Source organism: Mycetocola reblochoni REB411, assembly GCF_900163835.1.
GTDB classification, from domain to species: domain Bacteria; phylum Actinomycetota; class Actinomycetes; order Actinomycetales; family Microbacteriaceae; genus Mycetocola_B; species Mycetocola_B reblochoni.
Map to the genome: position 1 here is coordinate 219,499 of NZ_FUKR01000036.1, position 26,119 is coordinate 245,617.

Annotated in this window: 24 protein-coding genes, 1 tRNA gene and 1 pseudogene; 19 read left to right on the forward strand and 7 right to left on the reverse strand. The window is 70.8% G+C overall.

Annotation, left to right across the window (positions count from 1 at the left end):
• Positions 1-69 precede the first annotated feature (69 nt).
• From FM119_RS07015 to ndk, 5 genes are all read left to right on the forward strand, one after another.
• Positions 70-669, forward strand: a complete 600-nt coding sequence (locus FM119_RS07015; protein ID WP_087136954.1) for a TetR/AcrR family transcriptional regulator — start codon at positions 70-72, stop codon at positions 667-669.
• A gap of 188 nt (positions 670-857) precedes the next feature.
• Positions 858-4,277: an isoleucine--tRNA ligase gene (ileS, locus tag FM119_RS07020; RefSeq protein ID WP_087136955.1), complete on the forward strand. Its 3,420-nt coding sequence runs from the start codon at positions 858-860 to the stop codon at positions 4,275-4,277.
• Positions 4,270-5,619, forward strand: a complete 1,350-nt coding sequence (locus tag FM119_RS07025; protein WP_087136956.1) for a bifunctional folylpolyglutamate synthase/dihydrofolate synthase — start codon at positions 4,270-4,272, stop codon at positions 5,617-5,619. Before ileS ends, FM119_RS07025 begins: the two co-directional genes overlap by 8 nt.
• Positions 5,607-5,972, forward strand: a complete 366-nt coding sequence (locus tag FM119_RS07030) for a DUF4233 domain-containing protein (RefSeq protein ID WP_143822644.1) — start codon at positions 5,607-5,609, stop codon at positions 5,970-5,972. The genes FM119_RS07025 and FM119_RS07030 overlap by 13 nt, the downstream gene beginning before the upstream one ends.
• Positions 5,969-6,385, forward strand: coding sequence for a nucleoside-diphosphate kinase (ndk, locus tag FM119_RS07035; RefSeq protein WP_087136958.1), 417 nt, complete (start codon positions 5,969-5,971; stop codon positions 6,383-6,385). The genes FM119_RS07030 and ndk overlap by 4 nt, the downstream gene beginning before the upstream one ends.
• A 176-nt stretch (positions 6,386-6,561) precedes the next feature.
• On the opposite strand, the gene FM119_RS07040 is transcribed toward ndk, so the two are convergent.
• A complete protein-coding gene (locus FM119_RS07040; protein WP_087136959.1) occupies positions 6,562-7,170 on the reverse strand; it encodes a vitamin K epoxide reductase family protein in 609 nt (202 codons plus the stop codon).
• Positions 7,171-7,475: 305 nt separating this feature from the next.
• On the opposite strand from FM119_RS07040, the gene FM119_RS07045 reads away from it, so the two are divergent.
• The gene (locus tag FM119_RS07045; RefSeq protein ID WP_245827334.1) at positions 7,476-10,499 is read left to right on the forward strand and encodes an Rne/Rng family ribonuclease; all 3,024 of its coding nucleotides are present in this window, start codon (positions 7,476-7,478) and stop codon (positions 10,497-10,499) included.
• Here the strand turns inward: FM119_RS07045 and FM119_RS07050 are convergent.
• A complete protein-coding gene (locus FM119_RS07050) occupies positions 10,481-10,771 on the reverse strand; it encodes a DUF4031 domain-containing protein (protein ID WP_087136960.1) in 291 nt (96 codons plus the stop codon). The genes FM119_RS07045 and FM119_RS07050 overlap by 19 nt on opposite strands.
• A 282-nt stretch (positions 10,772-11,053) precedes the next feature.
• Between FM119_RS07050 and rplU the strand changes: the two genes are divergently transcribed.
• The 10 genes from rplU (at position 11,054) to FM119_RS07100 (ending at position 18,045) form a co-directional block, all read left to right on the forward strand.
• Positions 11,054-11,362: a 50S ribosomal protein L21 gene (gene rplU, locus FM119_RS07055; protein ID WP_087136961.1), complete on the forward strand. Its 309-nt coding sequence runs from the start codon at positions 11,054-11,056 to the stop codon at positions 11,360-11,362.
• 19 nt (positions 11,363-11,381) lie between these two features.
• Complete coding sequence (gene rpmA / locus FM119_RS07060; RefSeq protein ID WP_087136962.1) at positions 11,382-11,639, forward strand: 50S ribosomal protein L27; 258 nt, start codon at positions 11,382-11,384, stop codon at positions 11,637-11,639.
• 102 nt (positions 11,640-11,741) lie between these two features.
• Positions 11,742-13,256 (forward strand): GTPase ObgE, encoded by a 1,515-nt coding sequence (gene obgE, locus FM119_RS07065; protein ID WP_087136963.1) that lies wholly within the window; start codon positions 11,742-11,744, stop codon positions 13,254-13,256.
• The gene (gene proB, locus FM119_RS07070) at positions 13,253-14,086 is read left to right on the forward strand and encodes a glutamate 5-kinase (protein ID WP_087136964.1); all 834 of its coding nucleotides are present in this window, start codon (positions 13,253-13,255) and stop codon (positions 14,084-14,086) included. Before obgE ends, proB begins: the two co-directional genes overlap by 4 nt.
• A gap of 13 nt (positions 14,087-14,099) precedes the next feature.
• A complete protein-coding gene (locus FM119_RS07075) occupies positions 14,100-15,371 on the forward strand; it encodes a glutamate-5-semialdehyde dehydrogenase (RefSeq protein WP_087136965.1) in 1,272 nt (423 codons plus the stop codon).
• Between the two features lie 47 nt (positions 15,372-15,418).
• Positions 15,419-15,622: a hypothetical protein gene (locus FM119_RS07080; protein WP_087136966.1), complete on the forward strand. Its 204-nt coding sequence runs from the start codon at positions 15,419-15,421 to the stop codon at positions 15,620-15,622.
• Positions 15,623-15,627: 5 nt separating this feature from the next.
• Positions 15,628-16,230 (forward strand): nicotinate-nucleotide adenylyltransferase, encoded by a 603-nt coding sequence (gene nadD / locus FM119_RS07085; protein ID WP_087136967.1) that lies wholly within the window; start codon positions 15,628-15,630, stop codon positions 16,228-16,230.
• 3 nt (positions 16,231-16,233) lie between these two features.
• Positions 16,234-17,448: a hypothetical protein gene (locus FM119_RS07090; RefSeq protein ID WP_087136968.1), complete on the forward strand. Its 1,215-nt coding sequence runs from the start codon at positions 16,234-16,236 to the stop codon at positions 17,446-17,448.
• Between the two features lie 18 nt (positions 17,449-17,466).
• Positions 17,467-17,844 (forward strand): ribosome silencing factor, encoded by a 378-nt coding sequence (gene rsfS / locus FM119_RS07095; protein ID WP_087136969.1) that lies wholly within the window; start codon positions 17,467-17,469, stop codon positions 17,842-17,844.
• A 128-nt stretch (positions 17,845-17,972) separates the two neighbouring features.
• Positions 17,973-18,045 (forward strand) — tRNA-Ala (locus FM119_RS07100).
• 262 nt (positions 18,046-18,307) lie between these two features.
• Here FM119_RS07100 and FM119_RS07105 read toward each other — a convergent pair.
• Complete coding sequence (locus FM119_RS07105) at positions 18,308-20,611, reverse strand: ATP-binding cassette domain-containing protein (protein ID WP_245827335.1); 2,304 nt, start codon at positions 20,609-20,611, stop codon at positions 18,308-18,310.
• A gap of 166 nt (positions 20,612-20,777) precedes the next feature.
• Here FM119_RS07105 and FM119_RS14390 point away from each other — a divergent pair.
• Positions 20,778-21,512: pseudogene (locus FM119_RS14390) on the forward strand (pyrroline-5-carboxylate reductase family protein); the annotation flags it as partial.
• Positions 21,513-21,606: 94 nt separating this feature from the next.
• Here the strand turns inward: FM119_RS14390 and rarD are convergent.
• Entirely contained in the window at positions 21,607-22,443 is an 837-nt protein-coding gene (gene rarD / locus FM119_RS14200) for an EamA family transporter RarD (protein WP_245827337.1), read from the reverse strand.
• A gap of 7 nt (positions 22,444-22,450) precedes the next feature.
• On the opposite strand from rarD, the gene FM119_RS07125 reads away from it, so the two are divergent.
• Positions 22,451-22,633, forward strand: coding sequence for a hypothetical protein (locus tag FM119_RS07125; RefSeq protein ID WP_087136972.1), 183 nt, complete (start codon positions 22,451-22,453; stop codon positions 22,631-22,633).
• Between the two features lie 48 nt (positions 22,634-22,681).
• Complete coding sequence (locus FM119_RS07130) at positions 22,682-23,236, forward strand: YceI family protein (protein WP_087136973.1); 555 nt, start codon at positions 22,682-22,684, stop codon at positions 23,234-23,236.
• A 54-nt stretch (positions 23,237-23,290) separates the two neighbouring features.
• Here FM119_RS07130 and FM119_RS07135 read toward each other — a convergent pair whose 3' ends face one another.
• From FM119_RS07135 to FM119_RS07145, 3 genes are read right to left on the reverse strand one after another with little or no spacing between them, the layout of a single operon-like run.
• Complete coding sequence (locus FM119_RS07135) at positions 23,291-24,361, reverse strand: FUSC family protein (RefSeq protein ID WP_087136974.1); 1,071 nt, start codon at positions 24,359-24,361, stop codon at positions 23,291-23,293.
• On the reverse strand, positions 24,358-25,377 hold the full coding sequence (locus FM119_RS07140) for an App1 family protein (RefSeq protein ID WP_245827342.1): 1,020 nt from the start codon (positions 25,375-25,377) through the stop codon (positions 24,358-24,360). Before FM119_RS07140 ends, FM119_RS07135 begins: the two co-directional genes overlap by 4 nt.
• A gap of 55 nt (positions 25,378-25,432) precedes the next feature.
• The gene (locus FM119_RS07145; protein ID WP_087136975.1) at positions 25,433-26,086 is read right to left on the reverse strand and encodes a DedA family protein; all 654 of its coding nucleotides are present in this window, start codon (positions 26,084-26,086) and stop codon (positions 25,433-25,435) included.
• Positions 26,087-26,119 lie beyond the last annotated feature (33 nt).

A 26,119-nucleotide genomic window follows, 5' to 3' on the forward strand; every position in this document is an offset into this window, starting at 1 on the left:
GACCAGCTTATCTGGTCTCCGTCCCGAAAGTCGCGCCCTCGGCTCGCTAGGCTCGACGTGGAGGTACAGATGACACGCGCAGGACGCCCCCGGCTTTCGTCCCGCCCCATGCTCGAGGACGCGGCACACGAGCTGTTCCTGGAACAGGGCTACGCGGCGACGACCGTCGACCAGATCGCCCAGAGGGCCGGCGTCGGACGCAACACCTTCTTCAACTACTTCGGGGCCAAGAGCGACGTGCTCTGGGCCGACGTCGACGACGCGCTCGCTGCCCTCCCGCCCTCCGCCGAGCTCCGCGGCGACGATGACCCGATCGACGCCGTCCGAACGGCGCTCCTCGAGGCCGCCGACACGATGCCCGCCCACCGGGTGCCCTGGGCTGTGAGCCAGTCCGAGCTGCTTGGCCTCGGAGCGGAGCTCGCCTCCTCCGGTGTGCACCGGCTCGCCCGGCTCACCGAGTGGCTCGGCTCCGTCCTCAGCTCCCGGCCCGAGCGCCCGAGCGTCACCGAGCGCGCCGCTGCGCACGCGCTCGCCGGGGCTGCGCTCGCGGGCGCCATCGACTGGGTACGGGCCGGCAGGGGGCGCTCCGCGCTCCGCGACCACCTCGCGCCCGCACTGGAACCCGTCTGCACGGGATTCTCCGCCGGAAGCGGCTGTCGGACGGCCTGAATCCGCGTAGAATCATCGGAGGCAGTGATCCGTCATCAGCGGGGAGTCTCCGGAAGAACGCCGTTCGCGGTCAGTAGAACCGGACGGGTGGCCCGTCACAGCCGAAACGAGCGGCCGCGCGAGCGGCAAGCGAGGTGGTACCGCGGCCAGAGCCGTCCTCGCAGGAGACACAGATCACCTGGAGAGACATGGCCTACCCCAAGAACAGCCCCTCGGACGGCGCCGCGTTCGGCGTCACCGCGAGCCCTCGCTTCCCCGCCATCGAGGAGGGCGTCCTCGCCTTCTGGGCGGAGGACGACACCTTCGCCGCCTCGGTCGCGCAGCGCGACGGCGCACCGGAGTGGGTCTTCTACGACGGGCCGCCGTTCGCCAACGGGCTGCCGCACTACGGCCACCTCCTCACGGGCTACGCGAAGGACGTCTTCCCCCGCTTCCAGACGATGCGCGGCAAGCAGGTCCAGCGTCGCTTCGGCTGGGACACGCACGGCCTGCCCGCCGAGCTCGAGGCCGAGCGCCAGCTCGGGATCACCGACAAGAGCCAGATCGAGGAGATGGGCCTGGCAGCCTTCAACGCGGCCGCCCGCAGCTCGGTGCTGCGCTACACGGACGAGTGGCGCGAGTACGTCACCCGGCAGGCCAGGTGGGTGGACTTCGACGGCGGGTACAAGACCCTCGACGTCACCTACATGGAGAGCGTCATCTGGGCCTTCAAGCAGCTGCATGAGAAGGGCCTCGCCTACGAGGGTTACCGGGTGCTGCCGTACTGCTGGCGAGACCAGACGCCGCTGAGCAACCACGAGCTGCGCATGGACGACGACGTCTACAAGATGCGGCAGGACCAGACCGTCACCGTGACGTTCCCCCTGGTGGGCGAGCGCGCCGCCGGGCTCGGGCTGGAGGGCGTGTCCGCGCTGGCGTGGACCACGACGCCGTGGACGCTGCCGACGAACGCGGCCCTCGCCGTCGGGCCCGACATCTCCTACGTCGTCGTGCCTGAGGGGCCGCGGGGGGCTGCCGACGTCGCCGCGGGAGGCGAGCGCGACGGCTCGCGCGGGAACCGCTACCTGATCGCCGCCGAGCTGCTCGGCGCCTACGCCACCGACCTCGGCTACGCGGACGCCGCGGAGGCGACGGACGCGGTCGTCGCGCGCGTGACGGGGAGCGAGCTGGCCGGGGTCCGCTACGAGCCGCTCTTCGACTACTACACCGATGCGGACGAGTACAACGTCGCCGCCTCGTGGCAGTTCCTCGTCGGCGACTACGTCACCACCACGGACGGAACCGGAATCGTCCACCAGGCACCCGCCTACGGCGAGGAGGACCAGAAGCTCTGCGAGGCCGCCGGCATCCCCGTGATCCTGTCGCTCGACGAGGGCGGGCGTTTCACCTCCGCCGTCACCGACGTCGCCGGGGAGCTGTGGCTCGACGCGAACAAGCCGCTCACCCGCTTGGTGCGGGACCGGGGGCGTCTGCTGCGCCAGGCCAGCTACGAGCACTCCTACCCGCACTGCTGGCGCTGCCGCAACCCGCTCATCTACAAGGCGGTGTCGAGCTGGTTCGTCCGGGTCCCCGAGTTCCGCGACCGCATGGAGGAGCTCAACCAGGAGATCACCTGGGTTCCGGAGAACGTCAAGGACGGCCAGTTCGGCAAGTGGCTCTCCGGCGCGCGCGACTGGTCGATCAGCCGCAACCGCTACTGGGGCTCGCCGATCCCGGTCTGGAAGAGCGACAACCCGGACTTCCCGCGCATCGACGTGTACGGCTCGCTCGCCGAGCTGGAGCGCGACTTCGGCCGTCTGCCGCTGAACGCCGACGGCGAGCCGGACCTGCACCGGCCGTACATCGACGAGCTGACCAGGCCCAACCCGGACGACCCGAGCGGGGCGTCAACGATGCGACGCATCACGGACGTGCTCGACGTGTGGTTCGACTCCGGATCGATGCCGTTCGCCCAGGTGCACTACCCCTTCGAGAACCAGGAGTGGTTCGACACCCACAACCCGGCGGACTTCATCGTCGAGTACATCGGGCAGACGCGCGGCTGGTTCTACCTGCTGCACGTGCTGTCGACGGCGCTGTTCGACCGCCCGGCCTTCCGCAACGTGATCAGCCACGGCATCGTCCTGGGCAGTGACGGGCAGAAGATGTCGAAGTCGCTGCGCAACTACCCCGACGTCTCCGAGGTCCTCGACCGCGACGGCTCCGACGCGATGCGCTGGTTCCTCATGGCTAGCCCGGTGCTCCGCGGGGGCAACCTCGTCGTCACCGAGGAGGGCATCCGCGAGGGCGTGCGTCAGGTGCTGCTGCCGCTGTGGAACACCTGGTACTTCTTCTCCGTCTACGCCAACCTCGCCCGCGATGGCGGCTACGAGGCGTCGTGGTCGACCGCGTCGGAGGAGGTGCTGGACCGCTACATCCTCGCCAAGACCCGTGAGCTCGTCGTCGAGGTCACGGACCGCCTGGAGGCGCTCGACTCGACCACCGCCGCCGCGAGCCTCCGCGACTTCGCCGACGTGCTCACCAACTGGTACGTGCGCCGATCGCGCGACCGGTTCTGGGACGGCGTCGCGGCTGACGGCTCCGGCTCGGCCGCGTTCGACACGCTCTACACGGTGCTCGAGACGGTGTCCCGCGTCGCGGCGCCGCTGCTGCCGCTGGCGACGGAGAGCATCTGGAAGGGCCTGACCGGCGGGCGCAGCGTGCACCTCACCGACTGGCCCGACCCGGCGTCGTTCCCCGAGGACGGTGCCCTCGTCGACGCGATGGACAGGGTCAGGACGCTGACCGGCGTCGTGCAGGCGCTGCGCAAGCGCGCCGGGCGTCGGGTGCGTCAGCCGCTCAGCCTCGTCACGGTGGTCGCCCCCGGCGCGGCCGCGCTCGCGCCCTTCGCGGAGATCCTCCGGGACGAGCTCAACGTCAAGCGCGTCGAGTTCCTCGAGTTCGACGAGGGGGCGACGGCCAGGCACGGCATCACGCAGAGACTGACCGTGAACGCCAGGGCCGCGGGCCCGCGGCTCGGCCGGACCGTCCAGCAGGCGATCGCCGCGGCGAAGTCGGGCGACTGGTCCGAGTCCGACGGTATCGTCGTCGCCGGTGGGCTGGCGCTGGAGCCGGGGGAGTACGAGCTTGTTCTCGAGACGGCGGACGCCGGCGAAGCGAGCAGGGAGACCGGTCTGCTTCCCGGCGGCGGCTTCGTCCTGCTCGACACCGCGCTCACCCCCGAGCTCGAGGCGGAGGGTCTGGCTCGTGACCTCATCCGTGCTGTCCAGGACGCGCGCAAGCGCGCCGACTTCGACATGTCCGACCGGATCGCGCTGACGGTCGTCTTCGCCGACGAGGAGGACGCGGCGGCCATCCGGGGCGCCGACGCGGTCGATGTGGCGGCGGAGACGCTCGCCCTCGACGCGGACGGCGCCCCGGGGTTCCGCATCCTTTCCCCCTCGACGGGTGTCCCCGCCGAGGCGGCCGACGCTCCGCTGGACGCCTGGCTGGCCGCGGTGGACGCGGACCCCTCCGAGCACGACCAGGACGTCGCCGCCGTACAGTACGCGAACGTCGGGCGATTCGTCGTCCGCGTGAGCCGCCGGACGGAGCACGCCGATGTCTGATCTCAGGGACGAGGCCGACGCCATCTACCGTGCGCTCCTGGAGCGGACGGGGGAGGGGACGCCGCGTCCGGGCCTGGCCCCGACGCGGAGCGCCCTGCAGCTGCTCGGCGATCCGCAGCGCGCCTATCCGGTGATCCAGCTGACGGGGACCAACGGCAAGACCAGCACCGCCCGGATGATCGACGCCCTGCTGCGCGCCCACGGGCTGCGCACCGGACGCTTCACGAGCCCGCACATCGACCGCTTCACCGAGCGGATCGCGATCGATGGCGAGCCGATCAGCGACGAGGACCTCGTCCGCAACTGGGAGGAGATCGAGCCGTTCATCGCGATGGCCGACCGCGCGCTGGTCGAGCAGGGCGCGCACCGGCTGACGTACTTCGAGGTGCTCACCGTTCTCGCCTTCGCCGCCTTCGCCGATGCGCCCGTCGACGTCGCCGTGGTCGAGGTGGGCATGGGGGGTGAGTGGGACTCGACGAACACCGCGGACGCGGAGGTCGCCGTCTTCACCCCCATCGACCTGGATCACACCGACCGGCTCGGCCGCACCATCGCCCAGATCGCGACGACCAAGTCCGGGATCATCAAGCCGGGAGCCCGCGTGGTCAGCGCCGCCCAGCCGCCCGAGGCTGCCGCGGTGCTGCGCGCCGCAGCCGAACGCTTCGAGGCCACGCTGAACGAGGAGGGCGCGGAGTTCGACCTCGTCGAGGACCGCGTCGCCGTCGGCGGCCAGCTGATCACGGTGAGGGGCCGGGCGGCCCGCTACGCCGACGTCTTCCTCCCGCTGCTCGGCGCGCACCAGGGGCAGAACGCGGCGACCGCGATCGCCGCCGTCGAGACGTTCCTCGGCGACGGCACCCAGCCGCTGACGGCCGAGCTCGTCGAGGAGGGGCTCGCCGCTGCGAGCTCGCCCGGGCGGCTTCAGCCGGTCGCCACGGGGCCGAGCATCGTCGTCGACGCCGCCCACAACCCGCACGGCGCGCGAGCCCTGGCGGCGGCGATCGGTGAGTTCTTCGACTTCGACGGTGTCGCGCTGGTCATCGGCGTGCTCGCCGACAAGGACGCCGAGGGGATCCTGCGCGCGCTCCAGCCGGTCGTGGACAGGGTGTACCTCACCCGGTCCGAGTCGGAGCGCGCGCTCGACGTGGAGGAGCTCGACCGGATCGCCCAGCGCGTGTTCCCCGTCGACACCGTCTTCGTCCAGGACCACCTCGAGGACGCCCTCAGCGCTGCCCGTGACTGGGCGGCGGAGGGCGACAGGCGCGGTGTGCTCGTGACGGGGTCGATCACGCTGATCGGCGAGGTCAACGGGATCGTCGAGGACAGGGGGTGGAGGGAGTGAGGGGGCGAAGCATCACCCAGATGCTCGGTGCCGTCGTCGTGACCTTCGAACTCCTGGTCATCTTCCTCGGCTCGCTCGTCGCGTTCGGGCTCAAGGCCGTGCCGCCGGCGACCGCGTTCATCGGCGGAGGGGCGATCTGCCTGGCGCTCATCGTCAGCGCCGTGCTGCTTCCCCGTCGGGTGGGGGTGGTCGTCGGGACGGTCGTCCATGTCGCTATCGTTGTCACCGGCGTGCTGCTGCCGGCGATGTACGTCGTCGGCGGGCTCTTCCTCGCCCTCTGGGTGTACTGCATGTACACCGGTACCACGATCGACCGAGGCCGCCTCGCGGCCGGAACGGAGTCCGCCCCATGAACATCGAAGAAACCCTCGTCCTGGTCAAGCCCGACGGCGTCGCCCGCGGCCTCACCGGCGAGATCCTCCGCCGGGTCGAGGCGAAGGGCTACTCGCTCATCGACCTGCGCCTCGTCCAGCCCGACCGCGAGCTGCTCGCCGCGCACTACGAGGAGCACCAGGGCAAGCCCTTCTACGAGCCCCTCGTCGAGTTCATGCAGTCCGGTCCGGTCGTCGCGATCCGCCTCGCGGGCAACCGCGTGATCGAGGGCTTCCGTTCACTGGCCGGCACGACCGACCCGACGACGGCCGCCCCCGGCACGATCCGCGGCGACCTCGGCCGGGATTGGGGACTGGCCGTTCAGCAGAACCTCGTGCACGGGTCCGACAGCCCCGAGTCCGCTGCCCGTGAGCTCGGTCTCTGGTTCGGCTGAGTGTCGACTGCTGCTGCGCTGACGCGTGGTGTTCGGACGCCGCGACGTCCGCTCGCCCGCGCCGGACGCGGCTGACGTTCGGACGCCGCTGACGGCGGGCCGACGCGGGGAACGCGGCGGGGAGAGACGATCTCCCCGCCGCGTTCTGTTGCGCGCCGGGCGCGGCGGGCGTCCGCTCAGAGGTAGGACAGGACGTCGAGGCGCAGCTGGGCGATGAGGGCGACCACCAGGTAGCACAGCAGCACGAGCAGCGGCAGCCAGGAGCTCGCCCTGTCGGCGACGCGCCGCCCGCGCTCGGGCAGCCCGAGGACGTCGCCGCGGGCGATGAAGAGCACCGTGGAGAGGAAGGCCGGGATCGTCACGGCCCAGGTGACCATGCACCACGGGCACAGCGTTCCGAGGACGAACACCGACTGCGAGATGAGCCAGATCACCAGACCGATGGCGAAGGCCATGCCGGCGGTGAACACGAGCCAGAACCACCGGGGCATCCGGACCCCGCTCACCGCGACGACACCGGCGACGAGCACCATCGCCCAACCGGCGAGGCCGAGGATCGGGTTGGGGAAGCCGAACACCGCACCCTGCCACGAGTCGAGGTTCTTGCCGCACTGCACGAGCAGGCTGAAGTTGCAGGAGAGGACGGCGTCCGGGTCGGCGAGCTGACGGAACTTGTCGATCGTGAGCGCGAACGCCGCAGCCCAGGCGATGAGGGAGGTGACGATGAGGACGACGCCGAGCGAACGCTGGCCCCTCGGCGTCGCGACGTCGGTAGCGGTGTACACACTCCGATTGTGCCACGCGGGTTGCGGGGTTCAGCTGCCTTCCGTGCCTGCGGGGGAGCATGCGGTAGTCTGAATCCGTGGTTGACGGTGAACGTCGGCCACGGATTAGAGTTTTGGCCGCCGCGGCGGCCGGAGGCGGTCCGCTTCACGGCGGATCGGACCAGAAGCACCGGTCGGTCGGAGTACCGATCGGGCACAGAACGTTCAGACCACTGAAGATGTGCGAGTCGCCCCGCAGAGGGGCGCCCGCAGAAGAGTTCCCGTCCCGTGGAGACACGGCGAACGGATGAGGAGTGCACCAGTCCATGGTGAAAGACAACGACACAAACGAAAACAGCTCGACCGACAGCGTGGCGGAGCACGAGGCCGCGGTCCAGACGGAGGGACGGCAGGCGGACGCGGTGATCGACACCGCCGTTCCCGATGCGGCGGGGGCCGCTGCCGCTGCGGCTGAGTCCGCCGCGGCCGCGACCGATGCGGATGAGCCCGCGGGTGCCGCGCCCGACACCGCCCCGGCGGGGAAGGCGACCGACAGCGACGCCTCCGCGTCGGCGGACGAGGGCACGGACGCGTCGGTGGAAGCCGGCGCTGCCGTCGCCGGCGACCAGCACACTCCGGTGGCCGAGCAGGACATCCCGGCCGCGTTCGTGTCGAAGGTGAGCACCACGCTCGTCTTCCGCGCTCCCGACCTCAGCGCCTACCCGCCGCTGCCCCCGCTTCCGGGCAGCGGTCATGATCGCGACGACGACGAGACCGACGAGCCCTCCGGGTCGTCGACGCGCCGCCGCAGCCGCCGCAGGGGGGATGACCGTAGGAACGACGACCGTCGCGACGACGAGCCCCGCCGGCGCGAGCCCGAGCTCATCACCGAGCCGCAGAAGATCAAGGGCTCCACACGGCTCGAGGCAAAGAAGCAGCGTCGCCGCGATGGCCGCGACGCCGGGCGTCGCCGGAGCGTCGTGACCGAGGCGGAGTTCCTCGCCCGGCGCGAGTCGGTCGACCGCTCGATGATCGTGCGCTCGCTCCCGAACCGCACGCAGATCGGCGTCCTCGAGGACGGCGTCCTCGTGGAGCACTACGTCGCCAGGAGCCAGGAGGCGAGCCTCATCGGCAACGTCTACCTGGGTCGTGTGCAGAACGTGCTCCCGAGCATGGAGGCGGCCTTCATCGACATCGGCCGCGGTCGCAACGCCGTGCTCTACTCGGGTGAGGTCGACTGGGACAGCCTCGAGAACGGCAACCAGCCGCGCCGGATCGAGCTCGCGCTCAAGCCCGGTGACAAGGTGCTCGTGCAGGTCACGAAGGACCCCGTCGGGCACAAGGGCGCCAGGCTCACCAGCCAGATCTCCCTGCCGGGCCGCTACCTCGTCTACGTGCCGAACGGCTCGATGTCCGGCATCTCGCGCAAGCTCCCCGACACCGAGCGGTCCCGGCTCAAGAAGATCCTCAAGGAGGTCCTGCCCGAGAACGCCGGCGTGATCGTCCGGACCGCGGCCGAGGGCGCGACGGAGGAGCAGCTCACGCTCGACGTCAGCCGTCTCACCGGCCAGTGGGAGCACATCAGCTCGCGCGTCGCCTCGGCGAGTGCGCCCACTCTGCTGCACGCGGAGCCCGACCTCCTGGTCAAGATCGTCCGTGACGTGTTCAACGAGGACTTCCAGAAGATGGTCATCGCCGGCGACGACGCCAAGCAGACCATCGAGCAGTACCTGCACCAGGTCGCGCCCGAGCTCATCGACAGGATCGAGACCTACGAGGGCACGAGGGACGTCTTCGACCAGTACCGGGTGACCGAGCAGATCGAGAAGGCGCTCGACCGCAAGGTGTGGCTGCCCTCCGGCGGCTCGCTGGTGATCGACCGCACCGAGGCGATGACGGTGATCGACGTCAACACGGGGAAGTTCGTCGGATCCGGCGGCAACCTCGAGGAGACGGTCACGAAGAACAACCTCGAGGCCGCCGAGGAGATCGTCCGGCAGCTGCGGCTGCGCGACATCGGTGGGATCATCGTCGTCGACTTCATCGACATGGTCCTCGAGAGCAACAGGGACCTCGTTCTCCGGCGTCTCATCGAGTGCCTGAGCCGCGACCGCACGAAGCACCAGGTCGCGGAGGTCACCTCGCTCGGCCTCGTGCAGATGACGCGTAAGAAGCTCGGCCTCGGGCTGCTGGAGACCTTCAGCGAGGCGTGCGAGGTGTGCGCGGGGCGCGGGGTGATCGTGCACCACGAGCCGGTCGCGAAGCACCGCTCGTCGTCGTCGAACAGCTCTCCCCGGAAGGGCAAGGGGTCCTCGAACGGCTCTTCGTCGAACGGATCGTCGTCGAACGGCTCCGGCCCGTCGAAGAACGAGTCCAAGGCACACGCCATCACCGATGACGCCAAGAACGCGCTGGCGAAGATCGCCGCCTCCACGCTCGTGGTCGACGGGGCGATCGAACACGCCGATGCCGGCGGCCAGGCGGCAGCGGTCGAGGCCGCCGAGACGCGCCCGGCCGACGGAGCGGCGGCGGAGTCCGCGCACACGGACGAGCCCACCTCGCGACGCGGCGGCCGCGGTCGGGGCCGCGCACGGGGCAAGGGGGACGGCGAGTCCGCCCGCACCAGTGCGTCGACTGAATCGGAGTCGGCCGCGCGGGAGGTCGCAGGATCCCCGGTGACTGCCTCCGAGCCCGGAGAGCGCGGCACGGATTCCCCGCGCAACGGTTCGCGCCGTGCGTCCGCATCGAGCGCGTCGTCGGACGGCACGGCCGCGCCGACGGAGCGCGCGAGCGGCGATGAGCGTGCGAGCGGCGATGAGCGTGCGGCGCGCAGGGCGAGGGGCGAGCGTCCGACCAGGGCCGAGCGTGCCGAGCGTGCGCGGGCGGCGAAGGAAGCCGAGCGGGCGTCGGCCGGTGAGGCGCCGGCAGGGAGCCGGGCCGCGACGGATCGTCCGGCGCGCTCGGCGTCGGCGGGCGGTTCGCCGCGCCGGACGACGGCCGATGCCACGGCGCCGGCGGCCACGGCGACGGCGACGGCGAGCGAGTCATCCGCGACGACCGCACCCGCGGTGCCCGCCTCCGCCCCGGCCACCCGCCCGGCGTCACGTCGACGTCGGGTGTCGCAGCCCGTCACCGAGGCCGGAACGGCCGCGCCGGTCGTCCTCGACCTGCCGACGGCTGCACCGCACGGTCGTCCGGCGACGGACACGCGTCAGGCGAAGCAGCTTCTCGACTCCGTGCTCGACAGCCTGCCGACGCAGGAGCAGCCGCGAAAGGCCGTGCGTAGCCGCCGCGTGACGACGGATGCGATCACGGGCAGCGTGGGCGAGACTCAGGACTCGGCGGAGTAGCCGCGGGGGTGTCGGTCCTTGGCCGGCACCCTCAGCCCGCTTGCCAGGAGGCGGCGCACGAGGGCGTGGGCGTCGACGCTCACGGCACCCGCGGCGACAAGTTCGTGGTGGCGTGAGGCCGGGACGTCGTAGTGGTCCAGGTCGAAGCCTCGACGGGGCACCCGGTTGGCGTCGGCGAACGCGTGCAGCTCCTCGATCGACGTGTCGCTGATCAGATGCGACCACGTGGTGCCGTGGGCGGGCCAGAGCGGGGGGTCGATCAGGACGGCCATGGGGTCATGCTAGCCGAGCCCCGCGCCGGTCCCTGTTCCTCGGGGGACGGCCGATGCCGGGGTGCAGGGAACCCCGGCATCGGGTTTTTCGGCCCGCCGGGGCGTGTCACCATTTGTCCCTCACCCTCGAATCGAGTATTCTCGATCTTTGGTATGCGGTGTGTTGTTCGCACCTCACGGATTTCTGCCGGACGGCAGCCCCAAGGGAACACCCGCCTCGTGCGGAGATTCCCGCACAGTGTTAGTTCGGAGCGTCAGCTCCCTAAGGAATAGGTACGAGTAGTGGTTTACGCAGTTGTGCGCGCCGGTGGCCGGCAGGAGAAGGTGGAGATCGGAACGATCGTCACGACGAACCGCATCGCGGGCGATAAGGACGGCAAGGTTTCGTTCCCGGCTGTTCTGCTCGTCGACGGTGACACCATCACCTCCGACCAGGACGCGCTGGCCAAGGTCACGGTGACCGGCGAGGTCCTCAACGACCTTCGCGGCCCGAAGATCGTCATCCAGAAGTTCAAGAACAAAACCGGGTACAAGAAGCGTCAGGGCCACCGCCAGGACCTCACCCGCGTCAAGATCACCGGCATCAAGTAGCCAGGCAGGAGAAACAGACATGGCACACAAGAAGGGTGCGAGCTCCACTCGCAACGGTCGTGATTCGAACGCTCAGCGCCTCGGCGTGAAGCGCTTCGGCGGTCAGGTCGTCTCCGCTGGCGAGATCATCGTCCGCCAGCGCGGCACCCACTTCCACCCCGGCGTGAACGTCGGCCGCGGTGGCGACGACACGCTGTTCGCCCTCGCCGCCGGTGCGGTCGAGTTCGGCGCCAAGGGCGGCCGCAAGGTCGTCAACATCGTCGCCGCAGCGGAGTAGTCCCGCTGTATCCGATGCAGGGGTGGGCACGTGCCCGCCCCTGCATCGTCGTTTGTGGCCCCCGGGCCGGACGCCCCTCGGGGCCAAAGAAAGTGAGCAACCGTGGCAACATTCGTCGACCGCGTCGTCCTGCACCTCAGCGCCGGTGATGGCGGCAACGGCTGCGTGTCCGTGCGCCGCGAGAAGTTCAAGCCCCTGGCCGGACCCGACGGAGGCAACGGCGGTGACGGCGGTGACATCGTCCTCGTCGCCGACTCCCAGGTGACGACGCTGCTCGGCTACCACCGGTCGCCGCATCGCCGGTCGGACCACGGTGGTTTCGGCATGGGCGACCACCGCGACGGTGCGAAGGGCGCCGTCCTGGAGCTGCCCGTCCCGGTCGGGACGGTCGTCAACGACGCGGACGGGACGGTGCTCGCCGACCTCGACGAACCCGGCATGCGGGTTGTTGTCGCGCCCGGGGGACAGGGCGGGCTGGGCAACGCGGCCCTGGCCTCGACCAAGCGGAAGGCGCCGGGCTTCGCTCTGCTCGGCACGCCCGGGTGGACGGGGGACGTGGAGCTCGAGCTGAAGACCGTGGCGGACGTCGCGCTCGTCGGGTATCCCTCGGCGGGCAAGTCGAGCCTGATCGCGGCGATGTCCGCGGCCAAGCCGAAGATCGCCGACTACCCCTTCACCACGCTCCACCCCAACCTCGGCGTCGTCCAGGCCGGCGACTACCGCTTCACCGTCGCGGACGTGCCCGGGCTGATCGAGGGCGCCAGCGAGGGCAAGGGACTCGGCCTCGAGTTCCTTCGCCACGTCGAACGCTGCTCGGCGCTGCTCCACGTACTCGACTGCGCGACCCTCGAGCCCGGACGTGACCCGATCAGCGACCTCGACGTCATCCTCGGCGAGCTGGGCGCCTACACCGTGGCCGAGGGCGATGTGCCCCTGCTCGAGCGCCCGCAGTTCGTCGCCCTCAACAAGGTCGACGTGCCGGAGGCCCGTGAACTGGCCGAGTTCGTCCGCCCCGAGCTGGAGTCGCGCGGCTATCGTGTCTTCGAGATCTCCGCGGTGAGCCATAGCGGACTCACCCCGCTGTCCTACGCCCTCGGTGAGCTCGTCGCGGCCGAACGAGCCGAGCGCGCCGCGCAGGAGCAGGTCAGCCCCCGCATCGTCCTGAGGCCGAAGGCGGTCGACGACTCCGGTTTCACCGTTGTGGCCGAGGGGGGCAGCTACGGCACGATCTACCGCATCCGCGGGGGGAAGCCGGAGCGCTGGGTGGCCCAGACGGACTTCACCAACGACGAGGCGGTCGGCTACCTCGCCGATCGGCTCGCCAAGATCGGTGTGGAGGACCAGCTCGTCAAGGCCGGCGCATCGGCCGGATCGACGGTCGTCATCGGCGCGGGCGACGGGGTCGTGTTCGACTGGGAGCCCACGCTGACCAGCACGGCGGAGCTCCTGACGACGCCGCGCGGGTCCGACGCGAGGCTCTTCGAGAGCGAGCGCCCGACGCGCGGCGCCCGTAAGGCGAGCTACCACGAGCGCATGGACGCCAAGGCGGAGGCGCGGGAGGAGCTCGAGCGCGAGCGCGAGGCGGGCCTCTGGTCGGAGGGGGACGAGGAGCGGTGACCGTCGAGGAGCGCTCAGGGCTGCCGTCGGCACGCCGGATCGTCGTCAAGGTCGGCTCGTCGTCGATCAGCGGTGACCGCACCGCCCAGATCGAGCCGCTCGTCGACGCCCTCGCCGCAGCCAGGGCACGCGGCACGGAGGTCGTCCTCGTGTCCTCGGGGGCGATCGCCACCGGACTGCCGTTCCTCGACCTCTCGGCGCGCCCGACCGACCTGGCGACGCAGCAGGCCGCGGCGGCGGTCGGCCAGAACGTGCTCATGAACCGCTACCAGCGCAGCCTCACCAGGCACGGGCTCGTCGCGGGGCAGATCCTGCTCACGGCGGGCGACCTCGATGATCCGAGCTCGCGTGTCAACGCCCTCAGGGCTCTGGACAGGTTGCTCGCGCTCGGCATCCTTCCGATCGTCAACGAGAACGACACCGTCGCAACGCACGAGATCCGCTTCGGCGACAACGACCGTCTCGCCTCCCTCGTGTCCGTGCTGCTCGGCGCGGACGCGCTCGTGCTGCTCAGCGACGTCGATGCGATCTACACCAAGCCGCCGACCGAGCCCGGGGCGACCCGGATCACGGCGGTCGCGCAGGGCGGTTCTCTCGCGCACGTGCAGTTCGGTGGCGCCGGCTCGGCCGGCGTGGGCACGGGCGGGGCGGGGACGAAGGCCAGCGCGGCGATGATCGCCAGCGAGGCGGGCAGCGGAGTCCTGATCACGGCGACGGAGCTCGTCGGCGACGCGCTCGGGGGAGCGGACGTCGGCACCTGGTTCGAGCCGGCTCCCCGGCCGGCCGGTCGGGCGTCGATGTTCACCGCTCCCGGCTCGGCCGCCGAATAACTAAGCTGGGGCCATGAGTGCCCCCGACACCTCCATCGCCGCCGCCGTCGCCGAACGACTGCACCGGTCCCGTGCCGCCGCCACCGTGCTGGCCACGACGACAGGACGTCAGCGGACGGACGCCCTGATCGGCATCGCGGCCGCGCTGCGGTCCAGCGCTTCGCTCATCATCGACGCGAACCGCCGTGACCTGGCCGCGGGCAGGGAGACGGGACTCGCCACTGGCCTGCTCGACCGCCTGCTGCTCGACGATGCCCGCGTCGAGGCGCTTGCCGTCGCCGTCGAGGACATCGCCCGGCTCGCCGACCCGGTCGGCCAGTCGGTTCGCGGTCAGGCCCTGCCGAACGGCGTGCGGGTGGACGAGATCCGCGTGCCGTTCGGCGTCGTGGGCGCGATCTACGAGGCCAGGCCGAACGTCACCGTCGACATCGCCGCGCTGGCGTTGAAGAGCGGGAACGCGATCGTGCTCCGTGGGGGCTCGGCCGCGGCGGAGTCGAACAGGGCGATCCTCGCCGTTCTCAGGGATGCGGTCGCCGCCGCGGGGCTGCCCGCGGATGCGGTGCAGTCGGTGGACGACTTCGGCCGGCAGGGCGGGACCGAGCTGATGCGCGCCAGGGGTCTCGTCGACGTGCTCGTGCCGCGGGGCAGCGCGCACCTGATCGAGACGGTCGTCACCGAGTCTCTCGTCCCCGTCATCGAGACCGGCTCGGGCGTGGTGCACATCGTCCTCGACGCCTCGGCGAGGGAGGACTGGGCGGTGGACATCGTGAACAACGCGAAGGTCCAGCGCCCGAGCGTGTGCAACGCGGTCGAGACCGTCCTCGTCCACCGTGACGCCGCGGAGCGCCTGCTGCCGCCCGTCCTCGACCGGCTCGCGGAGTCCGGCGTCATCATCCACGGGGACGAGACGGTGCAGCGCCTGGGCCGTGACGTCGTGCCGGCCACCGACGACGACTGGGCGACCGAGTACCTCTCGCTCGACCTCGCCGTGCGGGTCGTCGACGACCTCGACGAGGCGATCGCCCACATCCGTCGGTACTCGACGGGGCACACCGAGTCGATCATCACCTCCGACCAGGCCAACGCCGAACGGTTCCTCGCTGAGGTCGACTCGGCCGTGGTCATGGTCAACGCCTCCACGCGGTTCACCGACGGCGGGGAGTTCGGCTTCGGCGCGGAGGTCGGAATCTCCACCCAGAAGCTGCACGCCAGGGGGCCGATGGGTCTCGCCGAGCTGACCAGCACGAAGTGGGTGGTGCGCGGTTCGGGTCAGAGCCGCGGCTGAGGCTAGACTGGTCACCGAGCTTTACCGCTGATTGAGGAGTCTTCCCGATGACGTTCACCACCCTCCAGGTCCTCGCCGCCGAGGTCCACAACGAGCTGCCGATGCCGCCCTTCATGTACGGCGTCGTCGCGTTCCTCCTCTTCGTCGTCTTCGGCGTCGCCACGTGGTCGTACCGTGACGTGGCAAACCGTCACTCGCAGAAGACCGACACGGCGTCGTCGTCGCACAGCGACCACGGGCACGGTCACTGAGCCGGGTGACCGAGCCTCAGGCGTCGCGGCGGCGGCGCATCGGGATCATGGGCGGCACGTTCGACCCGATCCACCACGGCCACCTGGTGGCCGCGAGCGAGGTCGCGGCGAAGATGGGGCTCGACGAGGTCGTGTTCGTCCCGACCGGTCAGCCGTCGCACAAGGGCAAGGTGACCGACGGGGAGCACCGCTACCTGATGGCGGTCATCGCGACGGCGTCGAATCCGCGATTCACCGTCAGTCGCGCCGACATCGACAGGGGCATCCCCACCTACACGATCGACACGCTCCGGGACTTCCGCGCGGCGCAGCCGGACGCCGAGCTGTTCTTCATCACCGGTGCCGACGCCGTCGAGCAGATCCTGGGGTGGAAGGACGTCGACCAGCTCTGGGACCTGGCCAACTTCGTTGCTGTGACTCGGCCGGGTCATCCGCTCAACGTTTCTGGATTGCCCAGGGACCACGTAAGCTTGCAAGAAGTCCCGGCGCTGGCGATCTCGTCAACCGATTGCCGCAGTCGGGTCAGCCGGGGCTATCCGGTCTGGTACTTGGTTCCTGATGGCGTCGTGCAATACATCAGCAAACACCATCTGTACGTATCGGAGTGAGTAATGACAGAGCCCACCGGTGACTCCCCGTTGAGTCGGCGCGAGCTGCGTGAGCAGCGTCGTCGCGCTGAGACGGCTGCCGGTCACGTCGTCTCCTCGGCGGCGACGAGCGGTGCCGATGAGGCGGCCGTCACCTCCGACGGTCCCGCGGCTCGCGTTCCGGTGTCGACGCCGGCGTCCGTCAGCGCGTCCGCCGCGGCATCCGCTCCGTCGGCGACTCCGTCGCCGTCGGCTGGTCGGGTCTCCGCCCCGGCGCAGCCGCCTGCCGAGAAGGCCGCATCGGGCCAGCCCCTCACGCGTCGGCAGCTGCGCGACAGGGAACGTCAGCGGACAGAGGGGATCTCCGTCGTCGACGACGGCAACGCCGAGACGGGGGAGCGGGCAGAGCCCCCGGCCCGTCCGGACGCTGCCCGCGCCGCGGCCGAGACGGCGGCCACCGCTCCTGCCCGGCCGCAGCTGCCCATGCCGGTCTCCTTCCCCCGCGGCGCCGAGAACACGCCCGCGCGCGAGCGCAAGACGGATGACTCCGCCGTCGGCACGCCCGTTGCGCCGGCGTCCCGGGAGCGCGCTTCGTCGGCGGACCGTGCCTCGTCGGCCGATCGCGCGACGCGGGCTGACCGCCCCGTGCCGACCGCGACGGAGGAGCCCGCGGCGATCGACGAGCTGGTCGCCGACGCTCCGCACACCCCGAGCGGCGGCCCGACGGTCTCTGACGCCTTCGGGCGGCACATCGATGTCGCCCCGGACCCCGCCGCGGCGGAGAAGTCGGTCAAAGAGGTCGTTGGAACGGCCTTCGATTCGTTGATCACCGATGCGTCCTCCGGCAGCACCACGGCCACCCACGCGCTGATCCTCCCGTCGATCCCGTCCTCGACGGGTCTCGGTCAGGCGTTGACGGAGAACGGCGGCGTCGTGCTGACCGGCTCGATCGACCTGCCCAGGGAACTGAGCACGACGGGCCAGCACCCCAACTACTTCGAGAAGCCCGAGCTCGACGCCATGTTCGACGGCGACGAGGACCCGCAGGCGAACACGGGGTCGAGCCCCGTGTCGGCGGCCAGGGCCATCTCGACGCACACCGCGGCGCGGGACCTCATCGCGCCTCCCGCCCCCCAGAAGAACAGCCGACTGCTGTTGACCCTGAGCATCACGGCCGGCGTGCTCGCCGTGTCCGTGCTCGCGGTCGTCATCGTCGGGCTCATGAACGGCTCGCTCTAGATGCCGGAAGGGACACAGATGACACTGTCCACGATCGAGCAGCTGTCGATCGCCGCCGCCGCGGCCGACCGCACCGGCGCAGAGGATGCCGTCGCACTGGACGTGTCGAGGCCCTTGCCCTTCGTCGACGCGTTCCTGCTCGTCACCGGGCGCAGCGAGCGCGGCGTCTCCGCCATCGCTCGCGAGGTGGAGGACGCGCTCAACGACGCCGGCGTCCGCACGCTGCGGCGCGAGGGGCGTGAGGCCGGACGGTGGGCATTGCTGGACTTCGGCGACCTGGTCGTCCACGTGTTCCACGAGGAGGAGCGCAGCTTCTACGCCCTCGACCGCCTGTGGAGCGACTGCCCGGTGATCACCGTTCCCGTCAGGGACGCAGCGGAGACGACCGCGGGCTGAACGGATCGGCGCCGACGGCGCGCGTGCGGAGTGGTGACACACCCGGACTGCTCGACCGAATTGGTGTCGGCGTTGCACCTGTTGTAGGCTGTAATGGTTGGACGGGCCGCAAGGAACGCCAACGATCTGGGTCTGTGGCGCAGCTGGTAGCGCACCTGCATGGCATGCAGGGGGTCAGGGGTTCGAGTCCCCTCAGATCCACTCCATTGGCCGAGGGCCCCGCTTCACTGAAGCGGGGCCCTCGGTTGTTTCTGCTCGGTTGTTTCGGCGCGGGTATTCCTGCTTGGTTGTTTCGGCGCGGGTTTCTCTGTTCGGGCATCGCGCACGGCGGCGGTGCGCTGTCGGGGGACGGCTCCGGCACATGACTGTTGTGCGGTTCCCGTGCAGGGGGACTGCCGTGTCGGCGACCGGCGTGCGGGCCCGGCGGGTGTGCGCGGCCGGGAGGCAGAAGTCGCCCGCCGTGTCAGCGGCTAGCCGCTGCGGCGAGGGCCACACCGGTGGCGGAGTCGGGTGCGGTCAGCAGCTCGCTCGGCGGGCCGGAGAACACCAGCGAGCCGCCCTCCCGTCCGGCTCCCGGCCCGATGTCGATCACGCGGTCGGCCGTGCCGATCACCCGAAGGTTGTGCTCGACGACGACCAGTGTCGCGCCGGCGTCGACGAGGTCGTCGAACAGTGTGGTGATGCGGTCGACATCGCTCGGGTGCAGGCCCGTCGTCGGTTCGTCGAGGACGATGCGCTCCGTGGAGAGGTCTCCGGTCTCGAGCAGATGCTTGGCGAGCAGGAGGCGTTGCTTCTCACCTCCGGAGAGCGTGTCGAGCGAACGGCCGACCGGCATGTAGCCGAGGCCGACGCGCTCCAGCCACTCCGCGGCGGCGGTGATGCGGGTGTCCGCGGCGAAGGCCCGTGCCAGACCGGATGCCGTCATCATGAGCACCTCGGCGATGGTGGACCCGCCGACCGTCGTCGCCAGCGCCGTCTCGTTGAACCGCAGCCCGTGGCATGCGTCGCAGGGGACGGAGACGTCATCGAGGAAGGCGAGCTCCGTCGTGATCCTGCCGCGCCCTGTGCACTGGGGGCAGGCGCCCTTCGAGTTGAAGCTGAACCACGCGGGGTCGAGCCCCGACTCTGCCGAGAAGACACGTCGGACCGTCTCGGCGATCCCGAGAGCGCTCAACGGGGTGGAACGCACACCGCCGCGCAGCGGCTCCTGGCCGACGACGGTGAACTCCGGGTGCTGAGCGGGCAGCTCACCGGTCGCGAACGACGACTTGCCCGACCCGGCGACACCCGTGACGACCGTCAGCACTCCGAGCGGCACCTCGACGTCGATGCCGGCGAGGTTGTGCATCGTGGCATTGCGCACCGTGACACTGCCGGTCGCTGCCCTGGGGGCCTGGCGCAGGGCGACCGGGGCGCGGAGCAGGCGTCCGGTGACGGTGCCGCTGCGGGTGAGGTCCCCCGGTGTGCCCTCGAAGCACACCGTCCCTCCGGCCGACCCCGCTCCGGGGCCGATGTCGATGACGTGGTCGGCCACGGCAATCACCTGCTGGTCGTGCTCGACGACGAGCACCGTGTTCCCGCCGTCGCGCAGCCGGAGCAGCAGCTCGGTGAGCCGGTGGACGTCGCGCGGGTGCAAGCCGACGGACGGCTCGTCGAAAACATAGGTCACGTCGGTGAGCGCGCTGCCGAGGTGCCGCACGATCTTCACCCGTTGAGCTTCGCCGCCGGAGAGCGTGGACGAGGTGCGATCGAGCGTCAGGTAGCCGAGTCCGACGGAGAGCAGGGCGTCGAGGACCGTCCTGATCCCGTCGAGGGCGGGCTCCACACGCGGATCGTGGGTGTGTTCCAACAGACTTCGCAGCTCCGCGATGGGCGTCGACGACCAGTCGACGATGGAGCGGCCGTCGATCAGGCTCGCCCTGGCGGCGGCATTAACCCTGGCACCGTCGCACTCGGGACAGACGTGGTCGGAGGTGATCCTCTCGAGCTCCCCGGCGACCTGGGCGGACAGCGATGCAGGCCGGTTCTTGATGTAGACGTCCCGGAGCCGCGTCACGACGCCGTCGAACCGTGCGGTCTTGGGGAAACGCGGGTCGGGGTCGGTGAGCTTGACCCTGTCGGCGTAGAGGAACAGGCGCATCTGCTCGTCGGTGTAGTCGCGGAGCGGCACGGAGCGGTCGAACAGCCCGCAGTACGCGAATCGCTTCCACCGGTACACCCCCGGCCGGAACTGGCTGAAGCGGACGGGACCCTCGTCGATCGTGCGGTCGAGGTCGATGAGCTCGTCGATGTCGATGTCGACGACGTGCCCGAGCCCCTCGCACCGCGGGCACATCCCCGTCGGATCGTTGAACGAGTACGCGGGGGAGTACCCGGCCGACGGCTCGCCGATCCGGGAGAACACCAGGCGGATGAGGGGGGCGACATCGCTCGCGGTCGCCACGACGGAGCGCGCGTTGCCCGTAAAGCGGCGCTGGTCGATCAGCGCGGTGAAGGTCAGACCGGCCATCGACTGGACCTCGGCGGCCGGATGCTGGGGGAGACGGCTCCGGATGAAAGCGGGATAGGAGTCGTTGACGAGGCGCTGGGCCTCAGCCGCGATCGTGTCGAGCACGAGCGAGGACTTGCCCGAGCCGGACACCCCGGTGACCACCGTCAGGGTGTGCTTGGGTATGTCGACGCTGACGTCGTTGAGGTTGTTGGTCGAGGCCCCGACGACGCCGATGACCCCTGCCGATGATGTTCTGACCCCCGTTGAACTGTTCACATCCCACAGGTTAGCGTTGACCACCGACATCTCTGAACGCCCGTTCGGGTGTCGTGGCGGTTCGGTCGCCGGCGCTGTCGGGCGCGCGTGTCCTCTCCGGCACGATCGGCGTGGGCGCGGTGGTGTGTTCGACGTCAGGGCAGGGACACGGAGGGGCGGTACAGGAATGGCTGGGGAACTTGACGCGATCGCGGTCGTCGGAACCGGGACGATGGGGGTCGCTCTGGCGCGGGGCACGCTCCGGGGCGGACTGGAGCCGGAGCGGCTGCGGCTGCTCGGACGGAGCTCTGGCAGGACACGCGCCGTCGCCGACGAGCTCGGCGTTGACGGGCGGACCGCGAGCGCGGAGTCGGTGCGGGGAGCCGCGACCGTCCTGCTCGCGGTACCTCCGCAGGCGGCCGCGGCGGTCCTCGGCGAGCTGGAGGCCGGGCTCGACGACGGCGCGGTCGTCGTCTCCGTGGTCGACGGCCTCGACACCTCGGACCTCGAGCGGCTGCTCCCCGCGGGTGTCGGGGGCGTTAGGGCGATGCCGAGCCTCGCGGCCCGCACCGGGCGGGGCGTGACCCTGCTGAGCGCGGCGGGGCGGTGCACGGCGGACCAGGCCGAGCGCGCGCGGCAGCTGTTGGCGCTCTCGGGCGAGGTCCTGGTCGTTCCCGAGTCAGAGCAGGCCGCGCTGGCGCCGCTCAGCAGCGGAGGTGCCGCCACCGTGCTCTATCTGGTCGAGGCGATGGTCGAGGCCGGCGCGGTGCGGGGCGTCGCGCGGGAGGATGCCCGCGCGGTCATGGCGCAGGTTCTCCGCGGCGCTGCCGCGCTGATGGAGGAGGACGACACCGAACTCGCCGCGATCCGCGCCAGCATCTGCGCTCCGGGAGGGACGGGGGTCCGCCGGATCGCCCGGCTCGACAGGGACGGGGGTGCGCGGGGCGGTGATCGGCGCCCTCGCCGACGAGGTCTGAGGACGGTGCCGAGCGGCGGCCGGCCGAGATCGGCCGGTGTCAGCTGCGACGCCGCCGTTCGCCGTCTCGTCGTCCCGCCGCGCGCCACGTGCCGATACCGAGCAGGGCCAGGGCGAGGGCGATCGGGCCGTACACGAGCGCGTCGGCGGGCGCCAGCCGTTCCCCGAGCACGACCGCCGCGGCCAGGAGCAGAACCGGTTCCACGTAACCGAGAAGGCCGAACAGGCCGAGGGTGAGCAGTTGCGAGGCCAGGATGTAGAGCAGCATCGCCACCCCGCTGAGTGCAGCCATGACCAGCAGCGGCAGCCAGGTTGCCCCGCGGTCGACTGCGGCCGGACCGGTCGCCCCGATCAGGATCAGCGCGATCGAGGGGACGAGCAGCAGCGTGGTCTCCAGGAGGAACACCTCGAGCCTGTCGAGGTCGAACCAGCGGCGGAGCCCGAAGTAGACCGGGTAGAGCCCGGCCACCAGCAGTACGGGCCAGCCGATGGAACGGGTCATGATCAGCTCGGCGGCCACCCCCGCGGCGGCGAGCACCACCGCTGCCCGCTGCCACCCGGTGAGGCGGTCGCCGAAGAACACCCGGCCGACGAGGACCATGACCAGCGGAAGCAGGAAGTAGCCGAGGGCGACGTCCTGGGTGCGGTGGTTCGCCGGTGCCCAGACGAACACCCACAGCTGCAGCCAGAGGATGCCAGCCCCCAGGCAGACGATCAGGACGAGCCGCGGCGAGCGGACGATCCGGCGGAGCTGGGCGAGCAGACGACGGCGGCGTTCGGAGGGGGAGAGAGCGGCGGCCACGGCGAGCACGACGAAGACGATGCGCCAGGCGGTCGCCTCGCCGGAGGAGACGCCGGGAAGCGAGCCGCTGATCACGCTGATTATGCCGAAGAGGACCGAGGCCAGGATCGAGGACGCGGCTCCGCGGGAGGCGTTCGCCGGCTCGCCCGCGGTCGGGGTGGTGGTGCTGATGGGTGGATCCGTTCTGCTCGACGTCGCCCGACCAGCCTACGGTGTCGAGGAAATGTTCACCGGCGAGGAATATCCTCATCGTGCATTCGTTTGAATGGACTGTCGGGGGAACGCCCGACGAGCACACGACAAAGGAGCACTCATGGTTACCGCTGCGCAGATCCCCGGCTACACCGCTGGAACGTGGAAGCTTGACCCGGTCCACTCGACCGTCACCTTCAGCATCCGCCACCTCATGGTGAGCAAGGTGCGCGGCTCGTTCACCGAGTTCGACGCCACCATCGTCACCGGCGAGGAGATCACCGACTCGAGCGTCACGGCGAGCGTCACCGTCGCCTCGGTCAACACGGGCGAGCCGAACCGCGACGGCCACCTGCGCACCGGCGACTTCTTCGACGCCGAGACCTACCCGACCATCGACTTCCACTCGACCGCCGTCCGCAGCGAGAAGAACGACGTCCTCGTCGACGGCGACCTCACGCTCCGCGGCGTGACCAAGCCGGTCACCTTCACCGTCGAGGTCGGCGGCTTCGCCAAGGACTTCGAGGGCAACGTGAAGGCGGGCGCCACCGCGACCACGACCATCAAGCGGGGCGACTTCGGCCTCAACTACAACGCGGCGCTCGAGACCGGCGGCGTGCTGCTCGGCGACGACGTCACCATCACGCTCGACCTGCAGGGCACGCTGCAGGGCTGATCCGGCAGCCCGCGGTCGGCGCGGGCGCGGACCGGGTACGGGGTCGTCGGGGAGCTAGCGCTCCCCGACGACCTCGTCGTGTATGCGGCGGAGATCCTCGAGGAGCGAGCCGATGAGAACCCAGTGCGTCGCGCTGGGGGAGAGCACGACGAGGGGAGCCGTGAGCGCGGGCGGCTCAGTGGCCAGCGCGATGGACGCGGTGTCGTCGGCGTCGGGGTCGCCGGTCAGCAGTCGGATGTCGTGCGCAGCGCGACGCAGCTCGCCGATGATGGATGGGATCGTCGGCTCGCTGGCGAGGTCGTCGTCGTAGTGGTCCTGGTAGGCCCGTGTCATGCCGATCACGCGGTTGACGACCGTGTTCAACCGTTCGGACAGGCCCTCGATCTGCTCGAGCTCCGCGCGGTAGCGTGCCTGGCGCGGGTTGAGCCTGAGCGAGTCGGCCGCCGCGATGAGGTCGTTCTGCAGTCGCGTCCTCATCGGACGCAGCAGGCGCGCCTGGATCATCAGCTCGGTGATCCGCTCCGTGCCCGGCCGGGTCGGCAGCAGGGCCGCGAGACCCTCCAGGGAGTCGGCGAGTGCCGAGCCGAGCCGGACGACGTCGGCACGGACGGGCGCGATCTGCAGCGGGGGAGCGATCGCGAGGTTGACCAGGACCGCGACGGCCGCGCCGATGATGGACTCCACGATCCGGTCCCAGGCGTAGCCCGGCGTCGTGGAGCCCAGGCTCAGGACGAGCATCGCGCTGATGGGGATCTGATTGGAGCTGCCGGGGGTGAGCTTGAGCAGCCACGCCAGGAGCAGGCAGGCGACGACCGAGAGCAGGATGACCGTGCTGTTGTCGCCGAACAGCTGCGACGCGGTCATCGCGAGCACGACGCCGAGGATCACGCCGGCGCTGCGCTCCAGTGCGCGGGCGTAGGACTGGTTGACGCTCGGCTGCACCACGAGCAGCGCGGCGATGGCGGCGAAGATCGGCGCCTGGCCCGGCACGACGAGGCCCGCGACGACCCACGACAGCGTCACGGCCACCCCGGTCTTCGCGACCTGGAGGAACGGGACGCGTGCGGGGGCGCGCAGGCGCGCGGAGACGACGCTCGCGGGGCGGAACAGCCGTCCCAGTCTCACGTCGACCGGCCGCCGTCCAGGCCGTCGGCCTCGATCTGCCTGAGCAGGCCCGAGCCGTCGGGAGCCGAGTACCAGCGCGGCCCGGTGCCGTGGTCCGACTTCGTGCGTCCGCCCGCGAGCATCGCCTGGCCGGCGGACAGCCGGCGGATGGCGATGGCGGCGACGTGCCCGGGGTTGGCCTCGGCGAAGCTGTCGTACAGCTCGACGTCGTGCTGGCCGTCGTCACCGACGAGCAGCCAGCGGATGTGGGGGAACTCGGCCGCCAGGCGGGACAGGTTGTCCTGCTTGTGCGCCCGTCCGGAGCGGAACACCCGATCGTGGGTGGGGCCCCAATCGGTCAGGAGCAGGGGGCCGCTCGGGTAGAGGTGCCGCTCGATGAAGCGGGTGAGGGTCGGAGCGACGTTCCAGGCGCCCGTCGACAGGTAGATGACCGGCGCGCCGGGGTTGTCCCTGACCATCCGCTCGAGGAACACGGCCATCCCCGGAACGGGCAGGCGCGCGTGCTCGTCACGCACGAAGGTGTTCCACGCCGCCACGAACGGGCGGGGGAGCACGGTCACCATGACCGTGTCGTCGACGTCGGACACGATCCCGAACCGGGTGGCCGGATCGACGATGAACACGGGGGCGGGGACGCGAGGCCCGCCGGGGCAGCGGAGCTGGATCGTCGACCAGCCCGGCTCGAGCTCGGCCTCGACGACGACGTCGACCACCCCGCCCCTGTCGGCGGTGACCTCGTGGTCGACGCCGTTGATCGTCACGATCACGGTCGCGGCGTTGACGGGGATGGCCAGGAAGGAGCGCCAGCCCCTGGCGCGCTGTGCGGCGCGCTCGGGCGGCTGCTCGCCCTCCGGCGTCATGAGCACCCGCGCGAGCACGCGCACCCATCCGGTCGAGCCGTACCCGATGAAGCCGATCGGCATGGGCACGGCGCCGCGGCGGGCCGCTCGCGCCGCCCGCCAGTCCTGGAACGCGTAGTCGATCCGTGCGGCCCGATGCAGGGGACCGCGGGGCACGGGGGAGGGGCTTTCGGGCACACTCCAGTGTGGCACGGCGGTCACGGCGTCCCCGTCAGTGCTCGTCCGTCGGCACCTCGAGGTGGCGACGCTCGTTCCAGCTGATCAGGCGCTTGACGAGCGCCGCCACGACGATGAACACGACGATCGCGCCGACGAAGAAGTACCCGGCCGTGTGGATCTCGCGGGAGAGCGCCCGGAAGCTGGTGGCGGCGAGGGAGCCGGCCCCGACGTAGGCGGCGGACCAGATCACGCAGGCGGGGACCGTCCACGCGAGGAAGGTGCGGTAGCGCATCTTGCTCATGCCGACCGTGAGCGGGATGAGGGAGTGCAGAACGGGCAGGAACCGCGAGAGGAAGACGGCGATCCCTCCGCGGCGTTGCAGGTAGTTCTCCGCCTTGACCCAGTTCTTCTCGCCGAGCCGGCGGCCGAGGGCGCTCCGCCTGATCCACGGTCCGAATCGCCAGCCGAGCCAGAAGCCGATGCTCTCCCCGACGAGGGCCCCGCAGACGACCGCGGCGCCGAGCGCGATCCCCTCGGGCGGGCTGCTCACGCCGGTGGCCGCCACGAGCACGACGCTGTCGCCCGGGACGATCAGTCCGATGAGCACGGACGTCTCGAGCATGATCGCCACCGCCGCGATGAGGATGCGGGGCAGGGCGGGGACGGCCTGGACGGCGTCGAGCAGCCACGTGAGGAGGTCGTTCATCGCGTCGAGTCTAGGCGACGGCGCGGCTCGACT